General features: G+C 43.8%; 18 protein-coding genes and 1 tRNA gene. 7 read left to right on the top strand and 12 right to left on the bottom strand.

The window, feature by feature from the left end:
* The first annotated feature begins 468 nt into the window (after positions 1-468).
* The 7 genes from RYO92_RS00225 (at position 469) to RYO92_RS00195 (ending at position 12,418) form a co-directional block, all read left to right on the top strand.
* Positions 469-5,436 carry a bacterial Ig-like domain-containing protein gene (locus RYO92_RS00225; RefSeq protein ID WP_315369087.1) on the top strand — a complete coding sequence of 1,656 codons (4,968 nt, stop codon included), beginning with the start codon at positions 469-471 and terminating at the stop codon, positions 5,434-5,436.
* A gap of 156 nt (positions 5,437-5,592) precedes the next feature.
* Positions 5,593-5,666, top strand: a tRNA-Pro gene (locus RYO92_RS00220).
* Positions 5,667-5,883: 217 nt separating this feature from the next.
* A complete protein-coding gene (locus RYO92_RS00215; protein WP_315369086.1) occupies positions 5,884-7,890 on the top strand; it encodes a DUF5696 domain-containing protein in 2,007 nt (668 codons plus the stop codon).
* A gap of 227 nt (positions 7,891-8,117) precedes the next feature.
* On the top strand, positions 8,118-9,425 hold the full coding sequence (locus RYO92_RS00210) for an ABC transporter substrate-binding protein (RefSeq protein WP_315369084.1): 1,308 nt from the start codon (positions 8,118-8,120) through the stop codon (positions 9,423-9,425).
* Positions 9,426-9,487: 62 nt separating this feature from the next.
* Positions 9,488-10,405: a carbohydrate ABC transporter permease gene (locus tag RYO92_RS00205; RefSeq protein ID WP_007157971.1), complete on the top strand. Its 918-nt coding sequence runs from the start codon at positions 9,488-9,490 to the stop codon at positions 10,403-10,405.
* 14 nt (positions 10,406-10,419) lie between these two features.
* Positions 10,420-11,247, top strand: coding sequence for a carbohydrate ABC transporter permease (locus RYO92_RS00200; protein WP_315365998.1), 828 nt, complete (start codon positions 10,420-10,422; stop codon positions 11,245-11,247).
* Positions 11,248-11,332: 85 nt separating this feature from the next.
* Complete coding sequence (locus RYO92_RS00195; protein WP_315369083.1) at positions 11,333-12,418, top strand: prephenate dehydrogenase; 1,086 nt, start codon at positions 11,333-11,335, stop codon at positions 12,416-12,418.
* Here the strand turns inward: RYO92_RS00195 and RYO92_RS00190 are convergent.
* From RYO92_RS00190 to RYO92_RS00135, 12 genes are all read right to left on the bottom strand, one after another.
* Entirely contained in the window at positions 12,415-12,702 is a 288-nt protein-coding gene (locus RYO92_RS00190; RefSeq protein ID WP_308579699.1) for a TIGR04076 family protein, read from the bottom strand. The genes RYO92_RS00195 and RYO92_RS00190 overlap by 4 nt on opposite strands.
* A 218-nt stretch (positions 12,703-12,920) precedes the next feature.
* On the bottom strand, positions 12,921-14,426 hold the full coding sequence (locus tag RYO92_RS00185; protein WP_315369082.1) for an ATP-binding protein: 1,506 nt from the start codon (positions 14,424-14,426) through the stop codon (positions 12,921-12,923).
* A 32-nt stretch (positions 14,427-14,458) separates the two neighbouring features.
* The gene (locus tag RYO92_RS00180; RefSeq protein ID WP_315369081.1) at positions 14,459-16,234 is read right to left on the bottom strand and encodes a vWA domain-containing protein; all 1,776 of its coding nucleotides are present in this window, start codon (positions 16,232-16,234) and stop codon (positions 14,459-14,461) included.
* 118 nt (positions 16,235-16,352) lie between these two features.
* On the bottom strand, positions 16,353-17,264 hold the full coding sequence (locus RYO92_RS00175) for a leucine-rich repeat domain-containing protein (RefSeq protein WP_315369080.1): 912 nt from the start codon (positions 17,262-17,264) through the stop codon (positions 16,353-16,355).
* Positions 17,265-17,514: 250 nt separating this feature from the next.
* Complete coding sequence (gene ahpC, locus RYO92_RS00170) at positions 17,515-18,078, bottom strand: alkyl hydroperoxide reductase subunit C (RefSeq protein ID WP_007157979.1); 564 nt, start codon at positions 18,076-18,078, stop codon at positions 17,515-17,517.
* A gap of 142 nt (positions 18,079-18,220) precedes the next feature.
* Positions 18,221-18,832, bottom strand: a complete 612-nt coding sequence (gene yfbR, locus RYO92_RS00165; protein ID WP_315365773.1) for a 5'-deoxynucleotidase — start codon at positions 18,830-18,832, stop codon at positions 18,221-18,223.
* Positions 18,833-18,981: 149 nt separating this feature from the next.
* Positions 18,982-19,662 carry a zinc ribbon domain-containing protein gene (locus RYO92_RS00160; RefSeq protein ID WP_315369079.1) on the bottom strand — a complete coding sequence of 227 codons (681 nt, stop codon included), beginning with the start codon at positions 19,660-19,662 and terminating at the stop codon, positions 18,982-18,984.
* On the bottom strand, positions 19,652-19,957 hold the full coding sequence (locus RYO92_RS00155; RefSeq protein WP_315369078.1) for a hypothetical protein: 306 nt from the start codon (positions 19,955-19,957) through the stop codon (positions 19,652-19,654). The genes RYO92_RS00160 and RYO92_RS00155 overlap by 11 nt, the downstream gene beginning before the upstream one ends.
* Positions 19,958-20,144: 187 nt before the next feature.
* A complete protein-coding gene (locus tag RYO92_RS00150; protein ID WP_315369077.1) occupies positions 20,145-20,846 on the bottom strand; it encodes a Bax inhibitor-1/YccA family protein in 702 nt (233 codons plus the stop codon).
* Between the two features lie 70 nt (positions 20,847-20,916).
* Positions 20,917-22,467, bottom strand: a complete 1,551-nt coding sequence (locus RYO92_RS00145; RefSeq protein WP_315369076.1) for a sensor histidine kinase — start codon at positions 22,465-22,467, stop codon at positions 20,917-20,919.
* Between the two features lie 9 nt (positions 22,468-22,476).
* A complete protein-coding gene (locus tag RYO92_RS00140; RefSeq protein ID WP_315369075.1) occupies positions 22,477-23,151 on the bottom strand; it encodes a response regulator transcription factor in 675 nt (224 codons plus the stop codon).
* Positions 23,152-23,162: 11 nt separating this feature from the next.
* Positions 23,163-24,980, bottom strand: coding sequence for an ATP-dependent helicase (locus tag RYO92_RS00135; RefSeq protein ID WP_315369074.1), 1,818 nt, complete (start codon positions 24,978-24,980; stop codon positions 23,163-23,165).
* Between the last annotated feature and the right edge of the window lie 190 nt (positions 24,981-25,170).

The raw sequence follows: 25,170 nt of genomic DNA, 5'->3' as shown, positions 1-25,170 counted from the left end.
AAAATCCCAGTTCCATACATAGCAAACCCGGTATCTCTTTCCCTTCCGTTTTCTCCTCCTCTTTCTCCTTCGCTTTCGCTTCCTTGTTCCCCTATTTTTTGTATCCTATCCCCCCTTTTCACATCTTCATCAGCCCACTTAAATTTTGTTGCTTTTGTACATTATTATTCTTCCATCTTATTGCAGTATTCACAAATTTATTTTCTTATCTTTTGGACATTGTATACTTCTTATAATTATTCCAAATATTATCAATTAATTATTTTAAATATCATTGATATTGACTAGCCTTTTTCACTATGCTAAGGTAATCTCGTTTCTTATTGGTTAGAAATGACTAACTCCATTATCGCATATATGGACTTTTGGAAGATTGTGGTTAGTCAAACATTTCAGACAATCATTTTCTTTATTTCTAACTATATCATCACACGCACTATCTCTTGTAGAGGTAGAAAGGAGTTCCTTATGAAAAGGAAAGCATTTTCATGCGCTGTCCTTTCCATAGCCACCGCACTGCTGATCCCCGGTATCAGCTTGGCCAGCCCGGCAAACACCGTTGGACAATGGTTTAACCGTTCCGGAAAATGGTATTATGGAAAATATGAAGACAGCTTACGAAAGGAATGGATTGTTTCTGATGGTGACTGGTATTACCTCCACAAAGAATCAGGAGAGCTCCAGTCTGGATGGCTGAGTTTGAACGGAAAGAAATATTTTCTTAACACTCTGCACAATGGGCAATTCGGAAAATTACTTACCGGATGGCAATGGATTGACGGTTACTGCTATTTCTTTGAAGCGGAAGATCCTAAGACTCTGGGAGAGTTAAAGCTATCCGGCAGCAAGGATGGCTATCAGCTGGACGAAAACGGACGCTACCTTTCCAATGGCAAGGTAGTGTATGAAGCCGGAAAAGGACTTCCCGGCACAGAAAGCGGCCAAAGCGTTGCCGGTGTCAGCAGAACACTCCCCTCCGCTTCTAGCGATTCCCCTTATAGAAGCCGTTCCCGTAGAAGCAGTTCCGACAGCCAGATTCAACCCCCAAAGGAGGAGGCAAAGCCGGAACAGCCGAAGGAAGATAAAAAACCTGAAAGTCCCAAGGAAGATAAGAAACCTGAAGTTCCTAAGGAGGATACGAAGCCTGAGACTCCTAAGGAAGAGGAAAAAAAGCAAAGTCTTATGGACGGTGTTTATTTCGGAACTTCCAAGGAGGGGATCCACTTCCAAGAAAAAGGTCCAAATATTGTTAAGGTTCGAATTGAAAATGGAAAAATCGTCTCTGCAGAAAGCGTGGTTTTTACCGATGATACAGAGCCGGAATTTTTCGCGAACTACAGAGATCAGCTTCTGGAAAGAGTAAAGGGACTAGATTCGGTTGAAGAGGTAAAAAAATCTGTTACAGGAAAGAGCGGAAAATACTATGACGGATTGGCAGGGGCTACCAGAACTCTCCGTTCCCATACCTCCGCAGTGGAAAATGCCTTAAGCCAGGCGAAAAAGAAGGAAGGCAACAAGGAATATCCCTTTAGCTATATGGAGTTTGAAAGCCGTCCCAATCCCAGTCAAAGTGGTAAGAGCTTAGACCTTAGTGCAACTCGCTTAAAGCTTCATTTCCAAAATGGAGAAAGTAAAGTTGTTGGTCCGGAAGACTTTGCACAGTATGGTATCACAAGCAGTCCTGCTCAGGGCTCTCCTATTAAGGAAGGAACCAAGGAAATTCTGGTGCATTTCCTGCAAAAGGATATGGAGATTGACCTGGTAAGTGCCATTGTGCCAAGAGCAGAGATTCGAAAGAAATACCCCACAGAAATCCATGTACACTATACAGATGGAGACAGTTATACTCTCTCTTTGGATAAGGAAAACTTCCGTTACACCATTCCTGCCAAGGGAAAGATTGACCATATGCACCTAATGGACGGAAATAAGGAAGTGGCTAGATCTCAGTATGATGCCGCTGCCAACCAGTGGAGCTTCTCCTTAAAGGATGTTCCCCATGAGGGCTTCAGTTCCTGGGGCTATGAGCTTTATACCGTAAAGGTAGATACCAGTCAGGATACTTCCCCCATCGCTTCCTTTACGCTGGATACCCATTTGGCAAAGAAGGAATACCACGTGGGAGATGCTTTAAAGATTAATGACTTAATCGTAGAGGCGGTTACCGAGCAGGGAAACAATAAGATTTACCAGAACTGGGATTTGGCCAAGGCCGCAGGCTTTAGTGTCAGCCCTGAAAATAACACTACATTAAACACCGTGGGAGAAAATACCATTACTGTTCGCTACCAAAAGGGCGGCGTGGACTTATCTCAGACTTTTACCGTAAACGTAAAAGATCTGGCTAATCAGGTTCCTGCTAAAGTAGAGATTCGTACCAAGGCGGGAGAACTGGTAAAGCGCTACAGCTTTACCAAAGCTCAATGGGAAGAAAAACAGGGTATGCTTTCCTATGTGCAGGTTCCTGTTCCCAAGAAGTTTGAAACAGCATGGAACAACAAGGAATTTACCGCAAAAGCCTTCAATAAGGATGGCGACGAATTGAAGGTGGAAATCAACAGAAAAGGACTTCTTTTCCGTGTTCAGTTCCCGGACTACACCCATGACATCGCTTATCAAAATGCTATGTTAAGCCTTAGCTTTAAGTTCGAGGAAAATGCTCCGGAAGAAAAGGAAGAAAACGAGAAAGTAAATCCGGAAACACCAAATCCCGAAAAACCTAAGGAGGAGAATCAGCTGACCGATGGGATTTACTATGGAACCGCCAAGGAAGGCATCCATTTTCAGGAAAAGGGAGCGAATATCGTAAAGGTTCGGATTGAAAACGGAAAGATTGCTTCCGCAGAAAGTGTTGTTTTTACCGATGACACACAGCCGGATTTTTTTGCCAAATACAGAGATCAACTTTTGGAAAGAGTCAAGGGCCTGAACTCTGTTGACGAAGTGAAAAAATCCGTTAACGGTAAGAGTGGAAAGTATTATGACGGATTGGCAGGAGCCACCAGAACCCTTCGTTCCCATACCTCCGCCCTGGAAAATGCTTTAAATCAGGCGAAGAAGCAAGAAGGTCGGGAGGCTTTCCCCTTTAGCTATATGGAATTTGCAAGCCGCCCTAACCCCAGTCAGAGCGGTAAGACTTTGGATTTAAGCGAAACTCGCCTAAAGCTACATTTTCCCAATGGAGAAACGAAGGTTGTAAGTCCCGAGGAATTTACGCAGTACGGTATCAGCACCAGTCCTGCACAGGGCTCTCCCATTAAGGAAGGAACCAAGGAGATTCTGGTACATTTTCTGCAAAAGGATATGGATATCGACTTGGTCAGCGCCATCGTACCGAGAGCGGAGATTCGCAAGAAATATCCTACAGAAATCCACGTACATTACGCAAATGGAGACAGCTACACCATTTCACTGGATAAAGAGAACTTCCGGTATACCATTCCCGCCAAGGGAAAGATTGACCACATGCACTTAATGGATGGAGACAAGGAAGTGGCAAGATCCGTTTACGATGCCACAGCCAACCAGTGGAGCTTCTCCTTAAAGAACGTACCTCACGAAGGCTTCAGCTCCTGGGGTTATGAGCTTTACACCGTAAAGGTGGACACGAGCAAGGATAACTCCCCCATCGCTTCCTTTAAGCTGGACTCTCATTTGGCAAAGAAGGAATATCATGTGGGAGATGCTCTAAAGATTGATGATTTAATCGTAGAAGCTGTAACGGAGCAGGGTAACAATAAGCTGTACCAAAACTGGGAGCTGGCAAAGGCCGCAGGCTTTAGCTCCACTCCGGAAAATAACACAAGCTTAAATACTGTAGGCGAAAACACCGTTACCGTTCACTATCAAAAGGGCGACGTGGATTTATCCCAGAGCTTTACCGTAAATGTAAAGGATCTGGCTAATCAGGTTCCCGCCAAGGTGGAGATTCGTACCAAGGCAGGAGAACTGGTAAAGCGCTATAGCTTTACGCAGGAAGAATGGGAACAGAGTAGCGGAGGAATTAAGCGTTTTAATCAGTCTGTTCCCAAGAAGTTCCAAGAAGCTTGGAACGCCAAGGAGTTTATGGCAAAGGCCTATAATAAGGACGGTGAAGAGTTAACAGCAGTGAGTACCAGCAGGGGAATTATGTTCCGTGTAGAATTCCCGAACTACAGCTCCAGTAACTTTGTAGGAACCGGAACCTTCTCTTTAAACTTTAAGTTCGAGGAAAATGCACCGGTTGAAAAGGAAGAAACTGAGAAGCCTAAACCCGAAACACCAAAGCCAGACACTCCAAAACCTGATACGAAGCCGGAGACTCCTAAAGAGGAGACTCCGAAAAAGGACGAGACCGCGTCCTCTTCTACCATTGAGAAGCCAAAGGATAGCACTACCACCACGGAAGAATCCGTTGAAGCAGTAATCCCGAGACACGTAGAAGTATATTGGCGTGGAGAAAAGATTGTAGATAAAGACTACAGCTTGGAAGAAGTGAAGAAACGCAAAGGACAACTTATCTTCAAAGGTGTAAAGGTTCCTGCAAAAATGAAAGGACAGAACAAAGAGGATAACTTTACCATAGTAATAAAAAACAGCAAAGGTGAAAATCTCCCCTTTGAACTTAAAGACTATAGCTCTAATAGTCATGCCAGAATTCACATCCAATTGAAAAAGGTAAATCCTGAATGGACTCCCATGCGGATAGACTATGTCTGGAGCTATGAAGAGGATCCGACGGAAACTAAACCTTCCACAGGAGATGAAAGCTCAGTAGATGATCTTCTTCCCAGCCATGCAGAAGTTTTTTGGCACGGAGAAAAACTTGTGGAAAAAGACATTTCCAAAGAGCAGATTCAAGCTGCAAAGGGACGTTTAACATATGATGTTTCTATTCCGGGCAAAAAGAAGAGAAATTTCACCAGCGATTACAGCGTAGTTGTTAAAAACCAAAAGGGCAAGGAGCTTCCCCAGAATCATGTCGCTTGGAATCCCGATAAAATATCCAGCCTTATGGTAAACCTTAAGAATCCCCATCCTCAGTGGGGAAAAATGAATTTGACCTTCATTTGGAAATATGAGGAGGATACGGAAAATACCACTCCCGAAGATCCTAAGAAGGAGGAGGAAAGCAATCCGGCAGAGAAGCCTAAGGAAGAGACAGATCCCAGCTATATCAAAACCTTCTATGGAGAAAGCGAAGTTGTCCCCTATGACTACACCGTAAAGGTAAAGGTAACTTGGGATAGCAAGGCAAAGAAGATTCTCAAGGTAGAGGATAATGATACTTTTTCCGGAAGCAATTCCGGCTTCTGGGACAATGTAAGAAGAAGTTCTATGCCTGCTTTAACGGGAAAGAACAGAGATACTGTAGATGACATCGATGCAGTTGCGGGATGCACTTTTAGTAGAAATGCTTTGGTAGAAGCTGTTCGAAAGGCTATTCCGGAGGAATAAATGTAATAGAAATACAGGAGGTAGAAGCTTTTCTTCTACCTCCATTTTTCTAAACAATTTCAAAATTTTTATGATCAAAATTCTGAAAATTCTATTGACAAAATATTCACTTTTAGGGTAATATAACGACGTTCCTTTCCTCTACGGAAGGAACTCCGAGGTGTGGCTCAGTTTGGTAGAGCACCTGGTTTGGGACCAGGGGGTCGCAAGTTCGAATCTTGTCACCTCGATTTTTTATTGGAAAATTAGTTTTATTAAAACCATTAAAGGGGCTTTTATAAAGCCTCTTTTTCTTTTTGTTTCTTCTTTATTTCCATTTGCACATTTCAATGTAGTATTTGCACAAAAAGCTATTTTACAGTATATTTCAACAAATAAAACCAAAAAAAAGGATATAATATAGCATAATATTTCTATGGAAAATACTTTTTAGGGAGCGCAAAGAATATGAATCCATCAAAAATACAGCTTTCTTTTGAAGATATTTTATTAGAGTTTAATCAAGACACCCTACGATACTCTATTGACACCGGAAAGACCAAATGGGAAACAAAGGCAGATTTTTCTCCTTATATTGTTTTGCAGGAAAAGAAGGTTAACTTATCTACCGGAGCCAAACAGGGTAACGAGATCGCTACGGTAGGGAAAAAGCAAGATGAACCGGCAAGGTCTCTTCTCTACTTTAAAGATGCCAAGAGCAAAAGCCATGAGCTGATTCATACCGGTGTAGGGGAAGGAATTCGTAGCATTTACAAAGATTTTATTCTCCCTTCGTCCTATAACAATAAAAAAGAAGAGCTTCTCTCCTTCTCTTTTGAAACCTATGTCTGGATTGAGTACAGCACAAAGCAGGTCTATTTTGAATGGATTCCCTTAACAGAAGCGCCTATAGATTATATTGATAAAATCCTCTTTCCGGGACCTTTCTCTTTTCAGAAGGAAAGCTCTTCCTGGTACAGTATTATCCCTAAGGAGCAGGGCCTCCTGATTCCCAATACCTGGGACGTAAGCTTTCATCAGGACGGCTTTAAGGGACGCTTCGGTACAGCCAGCGCCTACCTCCCAATTTTCGGACAAATCAAGGATGGGGAGGGCTATCTTGCGGAAAGTCTTACCCCTTGGAACATGGGCTATGAAGCGGTACATGAAGCAGGTAGCATGGAAACCAGCATAGAATTTCGTATTGAACCCAGTCTTGGGCAAATGGAATATCGGCGGATTGTGCGCTATCTCTTCCTATCAAATTGCGACTACAACAGTCTTTTAAAGACTTATCGGAAGCTGGCAAGGGAGGAAGGCAAGCTAAAAACACTAAAGGAAAAGGAAGTTGCTAATCCTTCTATAGGAAAACTTTTGGGAGCTTCCTTTGTCCATAAAGGGATTAAAACCTGTGTCCAGCCGGATTCGGAATTCTTTGACAAGAATGCTCCGGATAAAAATAACCACCTCACTACTTTCCGAAAAAGGGCAGAGGAAATGAGAGCCCTAAAAGCGGATGGCGTAGAGAAGCTCTACTTCCATTTGGATGGCTGGGGAGATGCTGGCTACGATAATAAGCACCCGGATGTGGGGCCTGCCTGCATAGAAGCCGGTGGTTGGGAAGGTATGCGGGAATTGTCCGATACCATGAAAGAACTGGGCTTCCTCTTCGGTATCCATGACCAGTACAGAGATTTCTATAAAAAGGCGGAAAGCTATCAAGACGACCTTGCCTGCAAAAGTCCCGATGGCAGCATTTTCACCCACGCCCGATGGGCAGGCGGTCCCCAAGCCTACCTCTGTACCAGTCAGGCTACCTACTATGTCCGAAGAAACTTTGAGAGACTCTTGGGAGAGGGAATACATTTAGACGGAGCTTATCTTGATGTCTTTACCTGTAACGAGGGAGATGAATGTGCAAATCCCAGGCATAAAATGCGCCGCAAAGATTCCTATGAATACCGATGCCAGTGCTTCCGTTATCTTCTGAGTAAAGACATTTTGCCAAGCTCCGAAGAGGTAAATGATTGGGCTGTCCCTTGGCTGGTTTTCTGCCACTACGCTCCCTATGACTTTATGCTTCGGGAGCCGGGAAGCCCCAAGTACGGAATCCCCATCCCCATGTTTAATCTGGTCTACCATGACTGTCTGGTTATTCCCTGGATGATGGAAAAGCTGCCAGAGGAGGATTATATGCTTTATGCCCTGCTAAACGGCGGTGCCCCTTATCTTATTCGAGATCCGGCCTATCTCGGCATTGACGGAGCCTTTACTTTGGAAGAGGAAATGCCTTGGGAAAAGCATTTGGAAAGGGTACGCATCGTTAGCGATTTCCATGAAAATGTGGGAGATACCGAGCTTGTAAAGCATGAAATTCTGGATGATAAGGGATATCGGCAACGATCTACATTTGCAAACGGATATGCTGTAGAGGTGGATTTACAGACAGGTAGTTATAGAATTTCTAAAGACTAAGCCGGACTATTCCGCTAGGAAAGAAGCTTTGGATGCCTCCATTTCGCTTCAAAAATGTATCTTGTTTCACACAGAACATTCCTTTTTATAAAGTATATGCCTCTTCATAAAGCATATACCCATTCATAAACTGTAGTTCGTTTCAGAAAAAATTGGTTCATCGCAAGTGCTTGCAAATCACTTTTGCAAGACTTGTAAAGAATAAAGCAAGAGCAAAGGAGAAAATTATGAAAAAAAGAACAGAAAAACTCTTGGCATTGGCTACCCTATTAGCCATGGGAACTACTGCATTGGCTTCCTGCGGGAATAAGGCAGCAAGCGGAGAAAGTGCTTCCGGAGAAGCAAAGTCCGAAGGAAAAGTAGCCCTTTCCATGGCAATTTGGGATGAAAAGCAAAGAGCCATGACCGAGTCTTTAGCAGAAGCTTATACCAAGGCTCATCCGGATGTCAGCATTGAAGTACAGCTTACCCCCTATAAGGGCGGAGAATACTGGACCAAGCTGGAGGCTGCTGCCACAGGCGGAAAGGCTCCTGATGTATTCTGGTTAAATGTACTCCATACCGACAGCTATGTGGATGGGGGAATCCTGGCAGATCTTAGCGATGCTATCGCCAAGTCCGATATTAAGGATAATTTCCCTGAGTCTTTGGTAAACAACTATGTTCGTGACGGAAAGAACTACGCCGTTCCTAAGGATTTTGATACCAATGCCCTTTGGTACAACAAGGAAATCTTTGATGAGGCCGGTGTAAGCTATCCCACAAACGATATGAGCTATGAGGACTTGGTAGCTAAGGCTGAGGAGTTGAAGCAGGCAGGTCTGGATGAGGGTGTTTATCCCTTTGCCTGCCCTGTAGACTTCCAAACCTGGTACTATCAGACCGTTTTTGCCAACGGTGGTTGGATTCTCAGTGAAGACAAGAAAACTTCCGGATATGAGGATCCCAAAACCCAGGGCGGAATTCAGTGCTGGATTGATATGATTGATAAGGAACTATCTCCCAGCTCTGCAGCTCTTTCCGAGACCTCTGCAGATGCCATGTTTGAAGGGGGACAGCTGGCAATGACCTTTGCCGGATCCTATATGGTTCCCGAGTATACTTCCAACGACAATATCAAGGATAAGATTGATTGTGTAGAGCTTCCCAGCTTTAATGGAGTAGACACAAACTGTATCAACGGTTTGGGCTTTGCGGTTTACGAGGGAAGTAAGAATAAGGAAGCAGCTACAGATTTCGCCATCTGGCTCAGCAGTAAGGAAGCTATGGACATTCAAGGAAATACCGGTGTGGTTATTTCCGCAAGAAATGAATCTCAGGATCTCTTTGCCAAGTCCAGCGACAAGTATGCTTTAGCAGTCTATACCGCCCACACAGACAAGGCATATCCCCTTCCTGTATGTAAAAATGCGGCACAGCTCTACGATATGGAATCTAAGGCTTTACAAAAGGCCTATAGCGGAGAGGAAAGTCTTGCAGAGGCTTGTAAGGCTTTAAAGACGGAAGCTGATGCATTCCTTGCCAAGAATCAATAAGCTTTACTATCCCGGGAGAAAAAGCTTCCGGGATATTTTCTCTTTAGGGTAAAGGAGTAAATATGAAATCAGCGGAGAAATTACAAGGGAAAAAGGCCGGACTATCCTGGAAGGTAAAAGACTGGATTGCAGCTTATATTTTTATTGCCCCGGTCACCATAGGACTTATGGTCTTTTATATTTGGCCCTTCATCCAAAACTTTTGGTTCAGTTTTAACGATGTCAATAAGTTCAATGTAACCCATTTTATCGGCTTGGATAACTATCGCCAGATGCTTTCCGACAAAGAGGTTTTTCAAAGCTTTGGAAACACCCTGAAATATGTGGTAGTGACCGTGCCGGTAGGCCTCTTTCTTTCTCTGGTCATTGCGGCCTTGCTGAATGCCAAGATAAAAGGAAAGTCTATTTACCGCACCCTATACTTCCTTCCCTCCGTCACCATGGCGGCGGCTGTTGCCATGGTTTGGAAATGGGTTTTTAACGAGAAAATGGGCATTTTAAATGCTGTAATCACCTCCTTCGGAGGCCCTCGAATCGGCTGGCTAACCAATTCCAAAACCGCTATTTTCGTCATTATGCTGGTAGGACTTTGGATGACTGTAGGTTATAACATGATTATTCTTCTAGCCGGTATGCAGGGAATATCCAAAACCTATTATGAGGCGGCAGCCATTGACGGTGCAGGTTCCCTGACTCAGTTTTTTAAGATTACCATCCCCTTACTGACCCCCACCATTTTCTTTGTCATGATTACCTCCATTATCAGCGCCTTTCAGGTCTTTGATGTAGTGTATATGATGGTATTGAAATCAAATCCTGCCTATGAATCCACCCAGACTGTGGTGATGCTCTTCTACCGACAGGCCTTTGATTACGGCTATAAGGGCTATGCGGCGGCCATTTCCATCTTGATTTTTGCTGTAATTATGCTGATTACCTTGATACAGTTCTCTGTACAAAAGAAGTGGGTAAATTATTAGAAAGGAGGAACATGATGAATCAGAAATTTTCTTGGAAAAAGCTCCTTGTTCATTTGGTTTTATTTGCCGGTCTCGGCGTAACCATCTTCCCCTTTCTTTGGATGGTGCTGACCTCCTTTAAGACCAGCGGTGAAGCCATGCAAATACCACCCACCATTTTCCCAAAGAAATTTATTACTGTGGCTTATACCCAGATTGTAAGTTCCCTGCCCTTTGCAAGGATTTATTTTAATACGATTTTATCTACAGTGATTACGGTAGTGGCACAGCTACTCTTCTGCGCCATGGCGGGCTATGCCTTTGCCAGAATAAAGTTTCCCTTTAAAAATCTCATCTTTATTCTGCTGCTTTCCGTCCTTATGGTGCCGGGACAGATTTTCCTGATTCCTCAGTATCTGATTATTCAGAAAATGGGGCTTTTGGATAGTATCCCCGCCCTCTTTATTCCGAACCTTTTCAGCGCCTTCGGAACCTTCTTGATGCGGCAATTTTTCCTCTCCCTACCGGAGGAACTGGAAGAAGCGGCCATTATTGACGGTTGCAACCGCTATCAGATTTTCGGGAAAATCATGTTACCCTTGGTGAAACCGGGGCTTGTGACCTTAAGCATTTTCACCTTTAAATTTGCTTGGAATGACTTTATGTGGCCCCTCATTGTAAACACCTCTCCCAAAAACATGATTCTGGGACCTGCCCTCTCCACCTTACAGGGCCAGTACACCACCCAGTATCCCATGCAGATGGCGGGAGCGGTGATGGCGGTGATTCCCGTCATTTTGATTTTCTTCCTCTTCCAAAAACAGTTTATCGAAGGGGTGGCACAATCAGGAATTAAGGGATAAAAGAGGATGCCTTCCCCTTTCTTTTCTTCTCCGGCATTTTCCTGTATAATTTGGAAATACTGTATGTACTAAGGGGGATTTCGATATGGAATGGCAAAACTTTACATTAATCGGCTTGGGTTTGATCGGGGGATCCATTGCGAAAGCCATCAAAAAAAAGTACCCGCAGGCAAAAATTTCCGTACTGGATAAGGATCAACATTCCGTAGACATGGCCATTTCGGAGGGAATCGTGGAGAAAGGACTGCAAAGTATTGAAGAAATCCCTTCGGATACGGAGCTTCTCTTTTTGTGCACTCCGGTGGAATGGAACCGAATATTCTTACGGGAACTGGCACCTAAGCTTTCCTCTCATACCCTGCTGACTGATGTGGGTTCCACCAAACGCTCCATTATGGAAGAAGCGGAAGCTTTAGGACTTGCCTCCCGTTTTTGCGGTGGACACCCTATGGCAGGTTCGGAGTCTTCCGGATACCAAGCCTCCGACTATCTTCTTTTGGAAAATGCTTATTATCTCCTGACTCCGGGGCAGGGCTTTCCTACAGAGTCTATCGAGAAAATGAAAAGTTTCCTCTCCTCCATTGGCAGCATTCCCTTTGTGATGAGTCCGGAGGAGCATGATAAGGCTGTAGCCTGTGTGAGTCATCTCCCCCACCTGATTGCTGCAAGTCTTGTAAAGCTTCTGAAGGAAGAGGATGAGAAGGGGACCATGAAAAAGCTGGCTGCCGGAGGCTTTAAAGACATTAGCCGTATCGCCTCCTCTTCTCCCATTATGTGGCAGCAAATCTGCCTCAGTAATAAGGAACCGATTCTGCAAATGATTGCCCATTACCAAGATTTACTGGAGGAAATCAAAGCTTCCATAGAAAAAGAAGAGCCCCAGGGTATTGCAGAGCTCTTCCGGGAATCCGGAGAATACCGGAATTCCATGGACAGCTCCGCCCAGGGGCTGATTCATAGCGAATATGCAATTTCTCTTCATGTGCAGGATCATCCGGGAGCCATTTCCATTATTTCCACCATTCTGGCTTCCAATATGGTCAGCATCCGAAATCTCGGCATCAATCATAACCGTGAAAAAGGGGAAGGTGCCCTGCAAATCTCCTTCTACACTGGAGAAGATTGTGAAATGGCGAAGAAGCTTCTCCATAAATATGGCTTTATCTTCTAAAGCTTGGGATTAGCTTCTTCGTCTTCTACAATTTCTGCCTTAAATACCATAATGGTATCTGCATCGGAACAGCAAAACTCTGCTGTTCCTTCTTCTTGTCCGGGAATCTTTCCGCCGTAACGTAATATATCAATATAAGGAAAGGCACAGTGCATGGCCATAGGGCAAATCTCTCCCCGCTCCGTATCAAAATCAAAGGTCTGTCCTACATGGTGTCCTCTATGGCAGCCCATCTTGCCTCTTCTGTCGGTAACCGTTAATTTGATTCTTGGTCTCTTTCCCATAGCGCCCTACTCTTTCTCAACAAAAATGTATATAAAACTGCATCTAAACAGCTTGGTTTATCTTCTTTATATTAAGACAAAGCAAGAAAAAAGGCTAGGAAAAAGCAAAAATTATGTTTATAATTTTATGCAGTGCATTTATCAAATATTCTTATACTATCCCTAAATTCCGGGGAGCCATTAAAGCTAATGATAAAAAATCCGGAAATATTTTCTTCTTACAGCTCCATTTGCGCCCTAAGCTCTTCCTGCAAGGACTTCTTCTGATCCTGCAATAAAAGGTACTGGTTATACTGTGAATAGGTTTCATTTCCTACCTCGGACAAGAAGGCCAAGGCATACTTACTCTTACTAAGCTCCGATAAGAAGAGCAGCAACTCCTGTCCTTCTCCAAAGACTTCTCCTAAGAAGTGAAGAGCGTTGCTGAGCATCTTCCCGGTTTCTTCCACATCCTTCTTTCTTGCCTCTTCTTTCTCTTGGAAAGCAAACTTCAGAAGCCCGAACTTTTCCTCCTCTGAGGCTTGGCTTTGTTCCTGTAAAAGCTTTAAGTACTCCGACAGGGTGCTAAGCAGATGGGCATAGCGCTTTTCCTGATCTTTGGAAAGCATTTTTGCTTCCTTAGCCCGTTTTCTCTGTTGCTCCAAAGTCCTTTCTTCCTGCCCCAGTACCTGCTCCAAGGGAAGCTCCTGCATTTTCTCCTTCGCCTTCTTTAAGAGACCGAAGATATGCTCCTGTTCTTTTTGTTCCTGCTTGTAACGATAAAATCCATTCTGCAAAGCCTCCACCAAAAGGGATAGCAAGCTGATTTTTTCGTCAAAGGGAGCCTGTACAAAGAGACTGACATCCTTGATTTCTTTTCCTGCCAAAATATCCGGTACATGATAGATTTCTCTGTATTTGCAATACAGGTCATAATAAAGGGCAAAGTCCTTAGCCACCTCTTCATCTGCAAGATATTCCGCCATCAGCTTTTCTTCCAAAGGATAATGAAGCTCCTCGTAGACCTGCATAATTTTGGACAAATCCTCCCAGGCTCTGGCGGTAACAAAGCGTTTTCCGTCTAAATCCTGCTTTACAAAGTAGAAATTTTCCTTCTTGATTTCCAGGTAGGAAAGGATGGCAGAATGAAGCCCTGCATTATAGGCATAGTTTTTAAAGCTGGAAAAATCCTCCTGAATCTCGATTTTTCGCAGTCTGTCCAAGGTTACAATGTCAAAGTCCCGAACGGATTTGTTATACTCTGTAGGGTTTCCTGCAGTCACCAGCACAAAGCCCTCCGGAACCTGATGCATACCGAAGGTCTTATACTGAAGAAATTGCAGCATGGTAGGTGCCAATGTTTCCGACACCGCATTGATTTCATCCAGGAAGAGGATTCCTTCGGAAATGCCGGTCTTTTCAATTTGTTCATAAACGGAGGCCACAATCTCCGACATGGTATATTCCGTAATAGAAACCTCCCTGTCTCCATACATTTTCTTGGAAATATAGGGCAGTCCGATGGCAGACTGTCTGGTATGGTGGGTAATGGTGTAGGAAATCAGATTGATGCCCAGCTCCTCTGCCACCTGCTCCACGATAGCGGTTTTTCCGATTCCCGGAGGTCCCATCAAGAACAAAGGTCTTTGCCTTTCCACCGGAATTTTATAGCAACCGGAGGCATCCTTTTGGTGATAGGCCTTCACCGTCCTTTTGATTTCTTCTTTTGCTTCTTCTATATTCATAAAGTTCTCCTTATAGTCTCTTCGCTTTTTTACTAATCCTTCTCCCTTTGGTACAGCTTCATCGCCCAGAAGGGAACATTGTCATCATCAATATCCTCTCCCTTGGGGAAGACAAAGGCGGTAACATAGGGCGGTGCCTCCTTGGGATAACGCCCCTTCCCATCGGTAAAATACATTAGCCCCTTTAAATTCTTCAGTTCTCCCCGTTTCTGTAAATCCGAAACATAGCGGAAAACCGGGCGGAAGTCCGTTCCGTAGCCTCCCTTTACCGCAAAATTTTTGCTGTATTGTTCTAAATCCTCTACATTTTCCAGACAAATGTCTTTCCGTAATTCATCATCACATTCCAGGATATGTACCTTTACCTTTTGGAAAAAGGCGTCCTTTTGCTTTAAAATGCCGGCAGTTTCCTCCAAAAAGCCCTTAACCATCTCCCCCTTGGTGGAATGAGAGGTGTCAATGGCAATGACCAGCTCCTGCAACTTTCTGCCTTCTCTATACTCGTTTTCCTCGATAAGGGGCATATTTCCGTACTGCTCTAAACCATAGTAATAATAGCCGTAGTCAAAGGAATCCAAATCTACTTCCATCTCTTCCCGATCCACGGACAACCTCCTAAGAAAATCCCTAAAATCCGTATATTTCTTCTGTTCCAAACGCAAAAACCAAGCCAGACTCCCCTGTTCCTCTTGTTTTTCCTTAGAGGAATGTTCGATTTCCTGCTCCGTCCTTTTACTGATGTCCTCCCATTCCTTGGAAAGCGCATCTCGCTTTTTCTTTGCTTCCCGCTCTTCTCTCTCCTCCTGCTCCTTACGCTGTCTTTCTTCCTCTTTTCTATCCCCCTGCTGTCCCCTAGAAGAATCCTCTCCTTGCTTATCTTCATGAAAAGGAGCTTTCCTGTCCCCGGAAGAGTCTTTAGAAGGCATAGATTCCTGAGCAGAACCATCCTTCGCATTAGGATCTATATCTTTAGAATCTGTATTTTGAGATTCGGTATTTTGGGATTCTATATCTTTGGAATCTTTATTTTGAGAATCTGTATTTTGAGAATCTCTATCTTTGGAATCTTCGTCCTTAGAATCCTTCTCTTCAGAATGCTCAGCCGAAGTATTATCACCACTGTCCTTTTTCTCCCCCTCATTCTCTTCCCCGGAAGGGTTGTCATTGGGCGTAAAATCCTCCGGCAAAGGAAGGGGCGCCCCATCGCTATCCCCCTCTCCTTCCTGTCCGGGAGCATCCTTTCTGTCTATGACCTTCCAAAATACATGGTCGTCCTTGTAAAACTCCCGTTCTAAGCGTTCCCAGGCATCATAATCCAAATCCGCCTCTTCCAAATACTGATAAATTCGCTCCGCACTTAAGGTTTTGATTTTCTCTTCCAATCTTTGGAAGGTATTCTCCCGATATTCCCCCGCAGGTCTTTTCAGTAAATCCACATCCAAAGAATCCAACACATATTCCACATGAATATCACAGGCCATGTTCCAAAGCTCTTCCTTCTTATCTTCATTTTTAAACATATGCCGAAAAAGGCAATGGAGCAGGCTATGCATATAAAGACGATTTAACTTTTGGGGGCTTTCCATAAAAAGCTGGAAGATGAACTCGGGATGAAAATGAATCCGCTCCCCCTCTGTTCCCATCCTTTGGGTATTAAAATCCATCTCATAGGGAAGCCTATCCAAAGCTCTTGCCAAATGCCGCATGGAAAGACTTAGTTCATAACGAGATTGATTTAAAATCCTGCTGCCAAGGTCATTTAAACTTCCCTGGGCGGTAGGACGTCTTTCTTCCCTCTTTCCCTTCATTTTCCTTCCTTTCCATACACAATTTCACAAAATTACTATATCCACGAGAATTTCGCTCAATCAGCGAGCATTATCCCGCATCATTTCTTCCAAATCATTCTTCCCTAAACTTTTCCTCTTACAAATCCGAAATATCAAAGAACATCTCCTCCTTTTTCTTGGGAAAATGCTTTTCCTGATAAGCTAAAAACAGGGCCGTAAGCTCCGGATGCTCCTGCTTCCACAAGAGAGAAAGAGCCTTCTCGCAGGCCTCCTTAGACAAAATTTCCAAAGACAAATAATAACGAATCCACTCCTCTTCTCCCTCTTCCAAGAGAAAGGAAATGGAGAATTCTCCTTCTTCTTTCAAAAAATGAAGATACTCTTCCTTGGCCCAGTCCAGTAATTCCATAGGATATCGGAGTCTGCAAAGGGCAATCAACACCGCCGCCTCTTTGGTATCATAGGTAGCCCTTTGGAAATGCTTATCATAAAGACGAAAATCTATTTGGGAACGACCTACTGTTTGCCTGTAGCTGTAGCCGCAGCCCTCTATCGTATCGTGAATCTGCCTGGCCATGGTATTTTCCCGAACCTTATCCACATATCCGGGAAAAAGCAGGGCACACTCCCCTTTTTCCATCGTCAGATGCAGAAGAATCTGCCTGTCACTGTCCCCTAAGATATCTCTAAGAATCTGAAAACGTCCCTCTCTAAGCAAATGTACATCAATTTCCTGCAGACTTCTGCACTGCCGGAAGCTGCCGTCATAATAATCTTCAATGCTGTCAAAGAGACGAATATGAGAAAGGTGAACACAGTTAAAAAAGGAAAAACTTCTTAGGGTGTGCACCGTCTCCGGAAGCTCCACCGAGCATAAATCCTCCCTGCCGTCAAAGGCATGGCTGCCAATCACCCGCACCGGAAGGATGAGTCCCGCTTCGTTTTCCACCATTTTCGGAATCAGCAAATGACGGATACGTCCCTCATATCCGGTGATTTCCGCATATTTTCCATTCCTATCTTCTTTCTCTTCAAAGAGAAATCCCATACTTTCCCCTTATTCCCCTATATTTCTAAACTATATTTCTAAACTATATTTCTAAACTATATTTCTAAACTATATTTCAGAAGATTTATAATCTCACCCTACATTTTATAATCTTCCCCTACATGAAGAAGTTCATAGCAAACGAGAGATTGCACGCTACCCGTAGGATACTCGTTAAGAATAAAAAATCCCATTCGCAGAATTCTAACACAGAATTGCGAATGGGAAAATCTCTTGATTCAATTCTTTATTAAATCTTTCCAACTAAGTCAATTCCGGGCTTTAAGGTCTTTTCTCCCGGTGTCCATCTTGCAGGGCAAACTTCATTGCCATGCTCAGCTACAAACTGGCAGGCCTGAACCTTACGAAGAAGCTCATCCGCATTTCTTCCGATATTTCCGGCACTTACTTCATAGGTTACAATCTTTCCTTCCGGATTCACAATGAAACTTCCTCTTTCTGCAAGGCTTCCGTTCTCCGGAAATACTTCAAAGGCCTTGGAAAGGCTATGGCTGGGATCGGAGAGCATCGGAAAGCTTAATTTTCCAATCTTGGAAGATGCATCGTGCCAAGCCTTATGCACGAAATGAGTATCGGTAGATACGGAATAGATTTCACAGCCAATCTTCTGAAACTCCGCATACTTGTTCTGCAAATCTTCCAACTCTGTAGGACAAACAAAGCTAAAATCCGCGGGATAGAAAAAGAATACGGACCACTTTCCTAAAATGTCCTTCTTCTCCACAGTGCAAAAGCTGTCCTTGTGGTAAGCGTTAACGGAAAAATCCTCCACTTCCTTGTTTAATAATGACATACTACCTCCTTTTTCTATAAGCTGTTACTACTATGGAGTAACAGAAGTTTTAAAACAATAATTATTATCATTATTCTATAGGAGTATTCTATCATTGTCAATGCAAAAATACAGTCGACTTTTTATTTTTGCTGTTGCTCTTTTATTTTTGCAAAATAGATTCCGTAAGTTCATCCAGCGTCTTTCCGTAGGCCGGTAAAAACTCCTCCATAAAAATACGAAGCTCCGGAAGCTCCTTCGCCAGATTTTCTATGATCTTTTCTGTGGATTGTAAAGCTGTGGAAAATTCCTGATTGCCGGCTCTGATTTCCTCCCTACACTTAATTAAGGCGGAAAGCTTATCCGCCGCCTTTAAGAGCCTATTTTCATAGACAGCATTCTCCTCCTCAGCCGGGAAGAACAGTTCCCTGTACGCCCCCTGCATATCCTTAGGCAAAGCCAGAAGCAATTGCTCCTCCGCCTCCTTTTCCACTTCTTTATAGGCGGCACGAAGAGTTTCCTTTCCATATTTTACGGGAGTGGGCATATCTCCGGTGAGAATTTCGGAGGCATCATGATACAAGGCTCTCAAGGCTAATTTTTCCGGAGAGAGCTTCTTTCCCAGGCGAAGATTTCCTATGGTCGCCAGGGCATGGCTTAAAATTGCCACCTCCAGGCAATGCTCGGAAAGATTCTCTTCCCTGGCATTTCGCATCAAAGCCCAGCGGTCAATGTATTTCATTCGGGAAAGCAGGGCAAAAAAGGAATAAATCAAGTTGTTCTCCTTTCTTAGTTCCTTCAATTATTCAAAGGCTTTTCTTCTTTCATAATTCCTTCGATTATTCAGAAGCTTCTCTTCTTTCATTGTTCCTTCAATTATTCAGAAACTTTTCTTCTTTTCTATCCATCTTCATTTTCCGAAAATCAATAAAAGGGCAAAAAGCAGAGTAATAATAAAGCAAAATGCAGAATCAGGAAGAAGGAAAAATGGTTCTTCTCATTTTCATTCAGAAGGAAGTAAATGGTAGCCGGGGGGCAAAGATAAAACAAGCTCCTGTAACCTTCCCCCAGTGCCTTCCCCTTCTCCTCTTTCCAACGCTTGGCAATGCTTCCTTCCAAAAAATACGCTAAGGCCATGGAAGAAAGGCAGTAGACGAAAAGAATGGTTATCTGCCAGGGCAGAAATCCTGTGGAAGAAAAGAGAAGACGAAAGATTACCGCCGCAAGGGGCGGACAAATGCTTAACATCAGACATAAAAATTCCTGATCCGGAGCACTTGGCTTTGCCTCCTTTCCCTTTTTGGAAAAGAGAAGAATTTCTCTTTTTTCAGAAGGATTCTTCTCATGCTGCATAGACTCTTCCGCTCCTATCTTGTTCCGCTGTTCTTCCGCATTTTGGGAAGACTTTGCCTCTTCCGCCCAAAGCTTTAAAAGCTCCTCCGGAATCTTCCTGCCACAGCCTTTACAAACCTTATCCCCCTTCTTTAACTCCGTGTAGCAATACCCGCAGACCTTTTTCGGCGTAATACGAATGACGGGAGTCTTACAATAGGGGCATACAGTAGCCGAATCTTCAATTTCCCTTTGACAATGCTTACATATCATGAAACACATCCTCTTCATAGGCATAGGGAAGAATTCTCTTCTTCCACTCCGCTTCTTCCAGTTCCTCAATTCTTCTTTGGAGGGAAAAATATCGTCCCTCTCGTCCTTCTTCCTCCCACCAAACCCGAAAGACTTCCGCATCCGATTCCTGATGCTTTAACAGCATCTCCTGCATCAATATCCTAAGTTCTCTTTGCAACTCTTCTATTTGCAGACTCTCTATCTCTATCTGCGGATTTTCTCTTCGAGAGACCGTACTTCGCAGATTTTCTCTTTGCAACGCTTCTTCTTTCATTCGATTCTCTTTTCGTTTACTGTGCTTATTTTCTTAAAAACACAATACTTTCTTTGCGAGAAAAAAGGAAGACCAACATCCCTGTCTTCCTTTTCCTTGTTAAATTCCTTTAAAAATTCCGAACTTATTACGAATACGAAATATCCTTATTCTGTTCGCTTACTTACAGCTCTTTCGTTTCCTAGTATTATCTTCTTCTACCCATCAAGCGAAGGATACGAATAAAGAGGTTAATGATATTCATATACAACTGTAAGGCAGTGTAGCAAGCATAGCTTGGAGTGGAGGGGAACTGCTGTCCTCTAGCCCAATCATATCCCACATACAAGGAGAAGATAAAAATACCGATTAGTAAGAAAATATCGGGATAAAAAATTCCCATAAAGAAAGTTACCAGCTCAGCTACCGCCAAGCCGATTAAAGCTATGAACAGTACTTTTCCTATGGATAGGAAAGCATTCGGCATAAATACCGCCGCAACCGTCATAGTAAGAACCACCACAAAGGTTAATACCGCCGCAATAAAAATCAAATGGGCAGGATAAAACATCAAGGTCAAGGAGAGAATAGCTCCAAAGCCTAAAACATTCATAGCGTAACCGATGATGGACAGAAGGTAATTTCCCTTTGTCGCAATCCAGCTCCCTACCAAACAGGTGACGAAAAACCCTATTGTAAATATTACAGGGTGAACAGAATAAACCTGCGGAAATACGTAGGGCAGTCTGAAGCACAAAAACGAGGTAAGTGCTAAACCGAAGAGCAGATGCACACCAATCAGTACATTATACTGCCTTCTGGAAAGCTCACGCTGGTAGGAAGGAATTTCCTGCTGCCAGTTCTGCATATTGTCATTCTCATAATTGTTCATGTTGTTCATATTCTCCATGAAGTCCTCCTTTCAGAATCTTCTACAGTATAGCATAGAAATACTATTTTGCACCAAAATTTCAAGAAAATTAATTTTTTCTCATTTCCCCCTTTTCCAAAGTAAACCAAAAGTCCACTCCGGTTAAAGTATTCTTACAGCCACATTCCTGATGATGGCTGTCCATAATAGCCTTTACAATGCTAAGCCCCAGGCCGGAACCGCCGTAGGAACGGGAATGTGCCTTATCCACCTTGTAAAATTTCTCAAACACTCTGGGTAAATCCTCTTCGGGAATGGGATTTCCGGTATTTCGCACATGGATTTCCACCGTCTTTGGTCCACGATTTTCCGTATAAATGCTGATTTGCTTCGGTTCTCCCACATGGTGAATGGCATTTTGTAAATAATTCATCAAGACCTCTTCCACCTTGAACTCATCTCCCCAAAGGAAAAGTCCCTCCGGAATATCCACCTCCACGGAAATCCCTTCCTGTTTCAAAAGAATCTCCATAGTGCTGAGCACTCCCTTGGTAAGCTTTGCCATATCCAAAAGGCTGAAATCCGGCAAATCCTTTCCCTGCTCCATGGCGGAAAGGCTCATCAGCTCTTTTACCATATGGTTCATTCGCTTCGCCTCATCCACAATGACGGAGGAATAATAGGCTCTGCTTTCCTCGTCTTCACAAAGTCCCTCTCCCAGTCCCTCCGCATAGCCCATAATCAGAGCAATTGGGGTCTTTAGTTCATGGGAAACATTGGCCACAAATTCCTGTCTTTTTTGGTCGATGAGATTTTTGTTCTCTATATCGCTTTGCAGTTCATTGTTGGCTTTTTTTAAATCTCCTATGGTATCCTCCAGCCTTTGAGAAAGGCTGTTCATGGACTCTCCCAAAACCTCGATTTCCTCCAGATTGCTCCCCTGAAAACGGGCGGTAAAATCCAGTTGGCTCATCTTTTGGGACAGCTTAGCCAGCTCCTTTAAAGGTCTTGTCACTCTTCGCCCGGTAAAATATACCGCCAGGGTACCGAAGAACAGAATACTGCCCCCTAAAAATAGGAGAAGGTAATTAAAGAAGGATACCGCTTCCTTTAAGCTGGCCAGGGGCATGGACATCATAAAGGAGGTACTGTTATTGGAAAAATATCCCCAGGCTTCCAGATATCCTGTTTCTTTATTCTCCCCCTTTGTTTTCAATATCGTGAAATTATCTCCCTTATTTAAAATCTTCCTTGTATCCTCATCCGCTTTTCCGAAAATATAGGAAGATAGTCTATGAATCAGGGACTGGGGATTGGCAGAGGAGGTATATACCCCGTCGCTACTGTCATCCATCACGATAATGGAGATATTTTCCTTCTCCGTTAAAAAGCGAACATATTTGCTGGCGGCAGTTTCCTTCCCTTCCTGACTTTCCGCTTCCGTAGGAAAGTCCTTGGAAAAGCCCTCTCCCTGCTGCAAAATCCGGTCCAGCTCCATATAAGCCTTCTCCAGCACATGCACCTTTCGTTTTTCATAAAGGCTTTCCAGAAAAAAGCTGTTTCCCACCAGAAGAAGAATCAAAAGCATGGAAAACACAAAGGCAAAAAGCAGGGTAAAGCGCCTTTGCAAACTGTTTCGTTTTCGACATTTTTCAGCCAAGATACCCTCCTATTCCACCTCGAATTTATAGCCCATGCCCCAAACTGTCTTGATATACTCTCCCTTGTCCATTAACTTGGCACGAAGCTTTTTCACATGGGTATCGATGGTTCTGGCATCTCCAAAGTAATCGTAATTCCAAACGTTGTTAAGAATTTTTTCTCTGGACAAGGCAATACCTTTATTTTCCACAAAATACTGCAAAAGCTCATATTCCTTAAAACTAAGCTCTATAGGCTTTCCGTTCACCGTAACGCTGTGGGCCGCCTCATCAATCACGATGCCTCCCACCTCCAAAAGCTCTTCCTTCTGCACCCCGGAACGGCGAAGTAAAGCTTCCACTCTCGCCACCAAAATCTTCGGGGAGAAGGGCTTGGAAATGTATTCATCCGCCCCGTAATCAAAGCCCTTTAACTCATCATTTTCCTCGGAACGGGCAGTCAGCATAATCACCGGTACCTTGGAATGCTCACGAATGGTCTTTAAGGTGGTCCAACCGTCCATCTTAGGCATCATCACGTCTAAAATAATCAGGGCAATGCTTTTCTCCTTGAAAAATAAATCAATGGCTTCCTCTCCGTTTCCGGCCAAAAGCACTTCGTAGTCCTTCATTTTCAGAAAGTCCTTCAGCAATTTCTGCATTCTTTCTTCATCATCCACCACTAAAATCTTAATCTTTTCCATTGCGCCCCTTCCTACCCTCCTAAAAGCTCCGGAATAAAGCGGGAGGGTTTCACCTTTTTACTGTATCGTTCTTTTGTGACATAGATGTGAATTTTCTTTCTGGCTCTGGTCAATGCCACATAAAAGCTTCTTCTTTCTTCTTCCAGTTCTTCTTGGGTTTTGGCTCTTCCGTCCGGAATAATTCCCTCGATGCAGTCCGGCAAAAAGACCTCATCAAACTCCAATCCCTTTGCCCCGTGGTAGGTCATGATTCGAACCCCTTCCCCGCTTTCTTCCTTCTGCCTTTGCAGGCAGTCCGCATTGAATTTTTCCACAAATCGGAAAAAGGCTTCCACCCCTTCCGTCTGCTCCGCCATGGCCGTAAGCTCCTCCAAAAGACTTTGTAATTCCTCAAAGTCCCGATTTCTCTTCTTGGCAAAGCTTTCTAAATACTGCTCATAGCCCATATCTTTTCGGATATAGAGGATTCTTTCCTGTACCGGAAGCTCCTGCATTTTCTGAAGCTGAGCTTCCAAAAGAAGCAGGGCTCTTTCCTCTTTTCTTCCTCTGTAAGCCTTTTTCAAATCTGAAAAGGGCCTTTCTTCCCTTTGGATTTTCTCCCGAAGCAAACCCCGATAGGGTTTATTCAGGATTTGCAGAAGCTCTCCCCTGCTTTCAATATTCATGCTCAGGCGAAGATAGGCCAGAATATCCTTTCCCACAAAGTGCTGAAAGACATTTTGCACCTCTTCCGTAAGGCTGTAGGGAATACCTCGCTCCATAAAGAGAGGCAGTAGGGCGGGGATTTGCTTTCTGCTTCTGCATAGAATAGCCATCTCTTCCAAGGGACAGCTTTCTTCCTTCGCTTCTTCGATATGCTGTACCAAAAGTTTTGCTTCTTCCTTTCCCGTGGCTAAGGCGTAATACTTAGCCTTCCCCCCGCTTCCCTGCCTGCCCTGAAGCTTCTTTTGAAAACGCTCCTTATTCTTTCCGATGAGCCTCTTGCTTAGCTCCACGATTTCCCTATAGGAACGGAAGTTATCGCTTAAAAAAATCCTTTCGCAGTTCGGGTAATCCTTGGTAAAGGAGAGAAGAATGCCGGGACTTGCCCCTCTGAAGCCGTAAATGCTTTGATCCTCATCTCCCACCACAAAGAGGGCATTGGGAGATTTTGCCAAGGCCTTGATAATCTCATACTGTACCAGGGAAAGGTCTTGAAATTCATCCACTAAAATATGGGAAAAACGACCTTGCCAGGCCTTTGCCAAGTCTCCCTTTTCCATCAGGATGCGGAGCACCTCTAAAAGCAGGTCCTCAAAATCCAGTTTTCCCCTCTTCTTCCTGCTCTCTTCATAAAAATGATAGAGAGCCAGAAAATCCTCCTGCTTCTCCTTTTGCAGGTAGGCAATTCTCTCCCTTTCCCCTATGGATTTAAAGTAGGAAATCCGGGCAATCAGGCCGGGAAGCAGCTCCTGCACCTCCTCCCGAAGAATTCCCTTTTCCAGATAGTATTGAGAAAGCCAATCCATCTTCTCATAAAGGTTCACAAGATCTTCTTTTTTGTAGCCCAGATCCTCTCGAAGTAAGGAAAAGCAAAGGGCATGAATGGTAGAAAATCTCGGTCTTCCCGCCCTAATCCCCATTTTTCGAAAAAAGCGTTCCTCCATCTCCTTACTGGAAGCTCTGGTAAAGGAAAGAAGCAGGATTTTTTCCGCAGGAACTCCCCTTTCCAAAAGGGTGCAAAGTCGTTCCGTAAGAACGGTGGTTTTCCCGGAGCCCGGTCCCGCCACCACCAGGGCCTTCTCCGCCCCTGTCTCTATCGCCTGTCTTTGCTCCCGGGTAAATTCCATGAATTCCTGCCTGCTCCTTTCCTAATGTTTCTTCTTTTTATCATTCATCTCTTTATGTAAAAGAATTATAGGCGATTGAGGGAGGGGCTTCAATCTATTCTTAAAAATCTCCCTTACAAAAAGTCAAGGCTTGCTTTATGTCATTTTTTATAAGCGAGATGTAAACAAATGAAAATAGTGATTATCCCTA

The organism is Oribacterium sinus (assembly GCF_963553175.1).
GTDB lineage: Bacteria > Bacillota > Clostridia > Lachnospirales > Lachnospiraceae > Oribacterium > Oribacterium sinus_B.
This window is presented reverse-complemented; position numbering and strand designations above follow the sequence as displayed.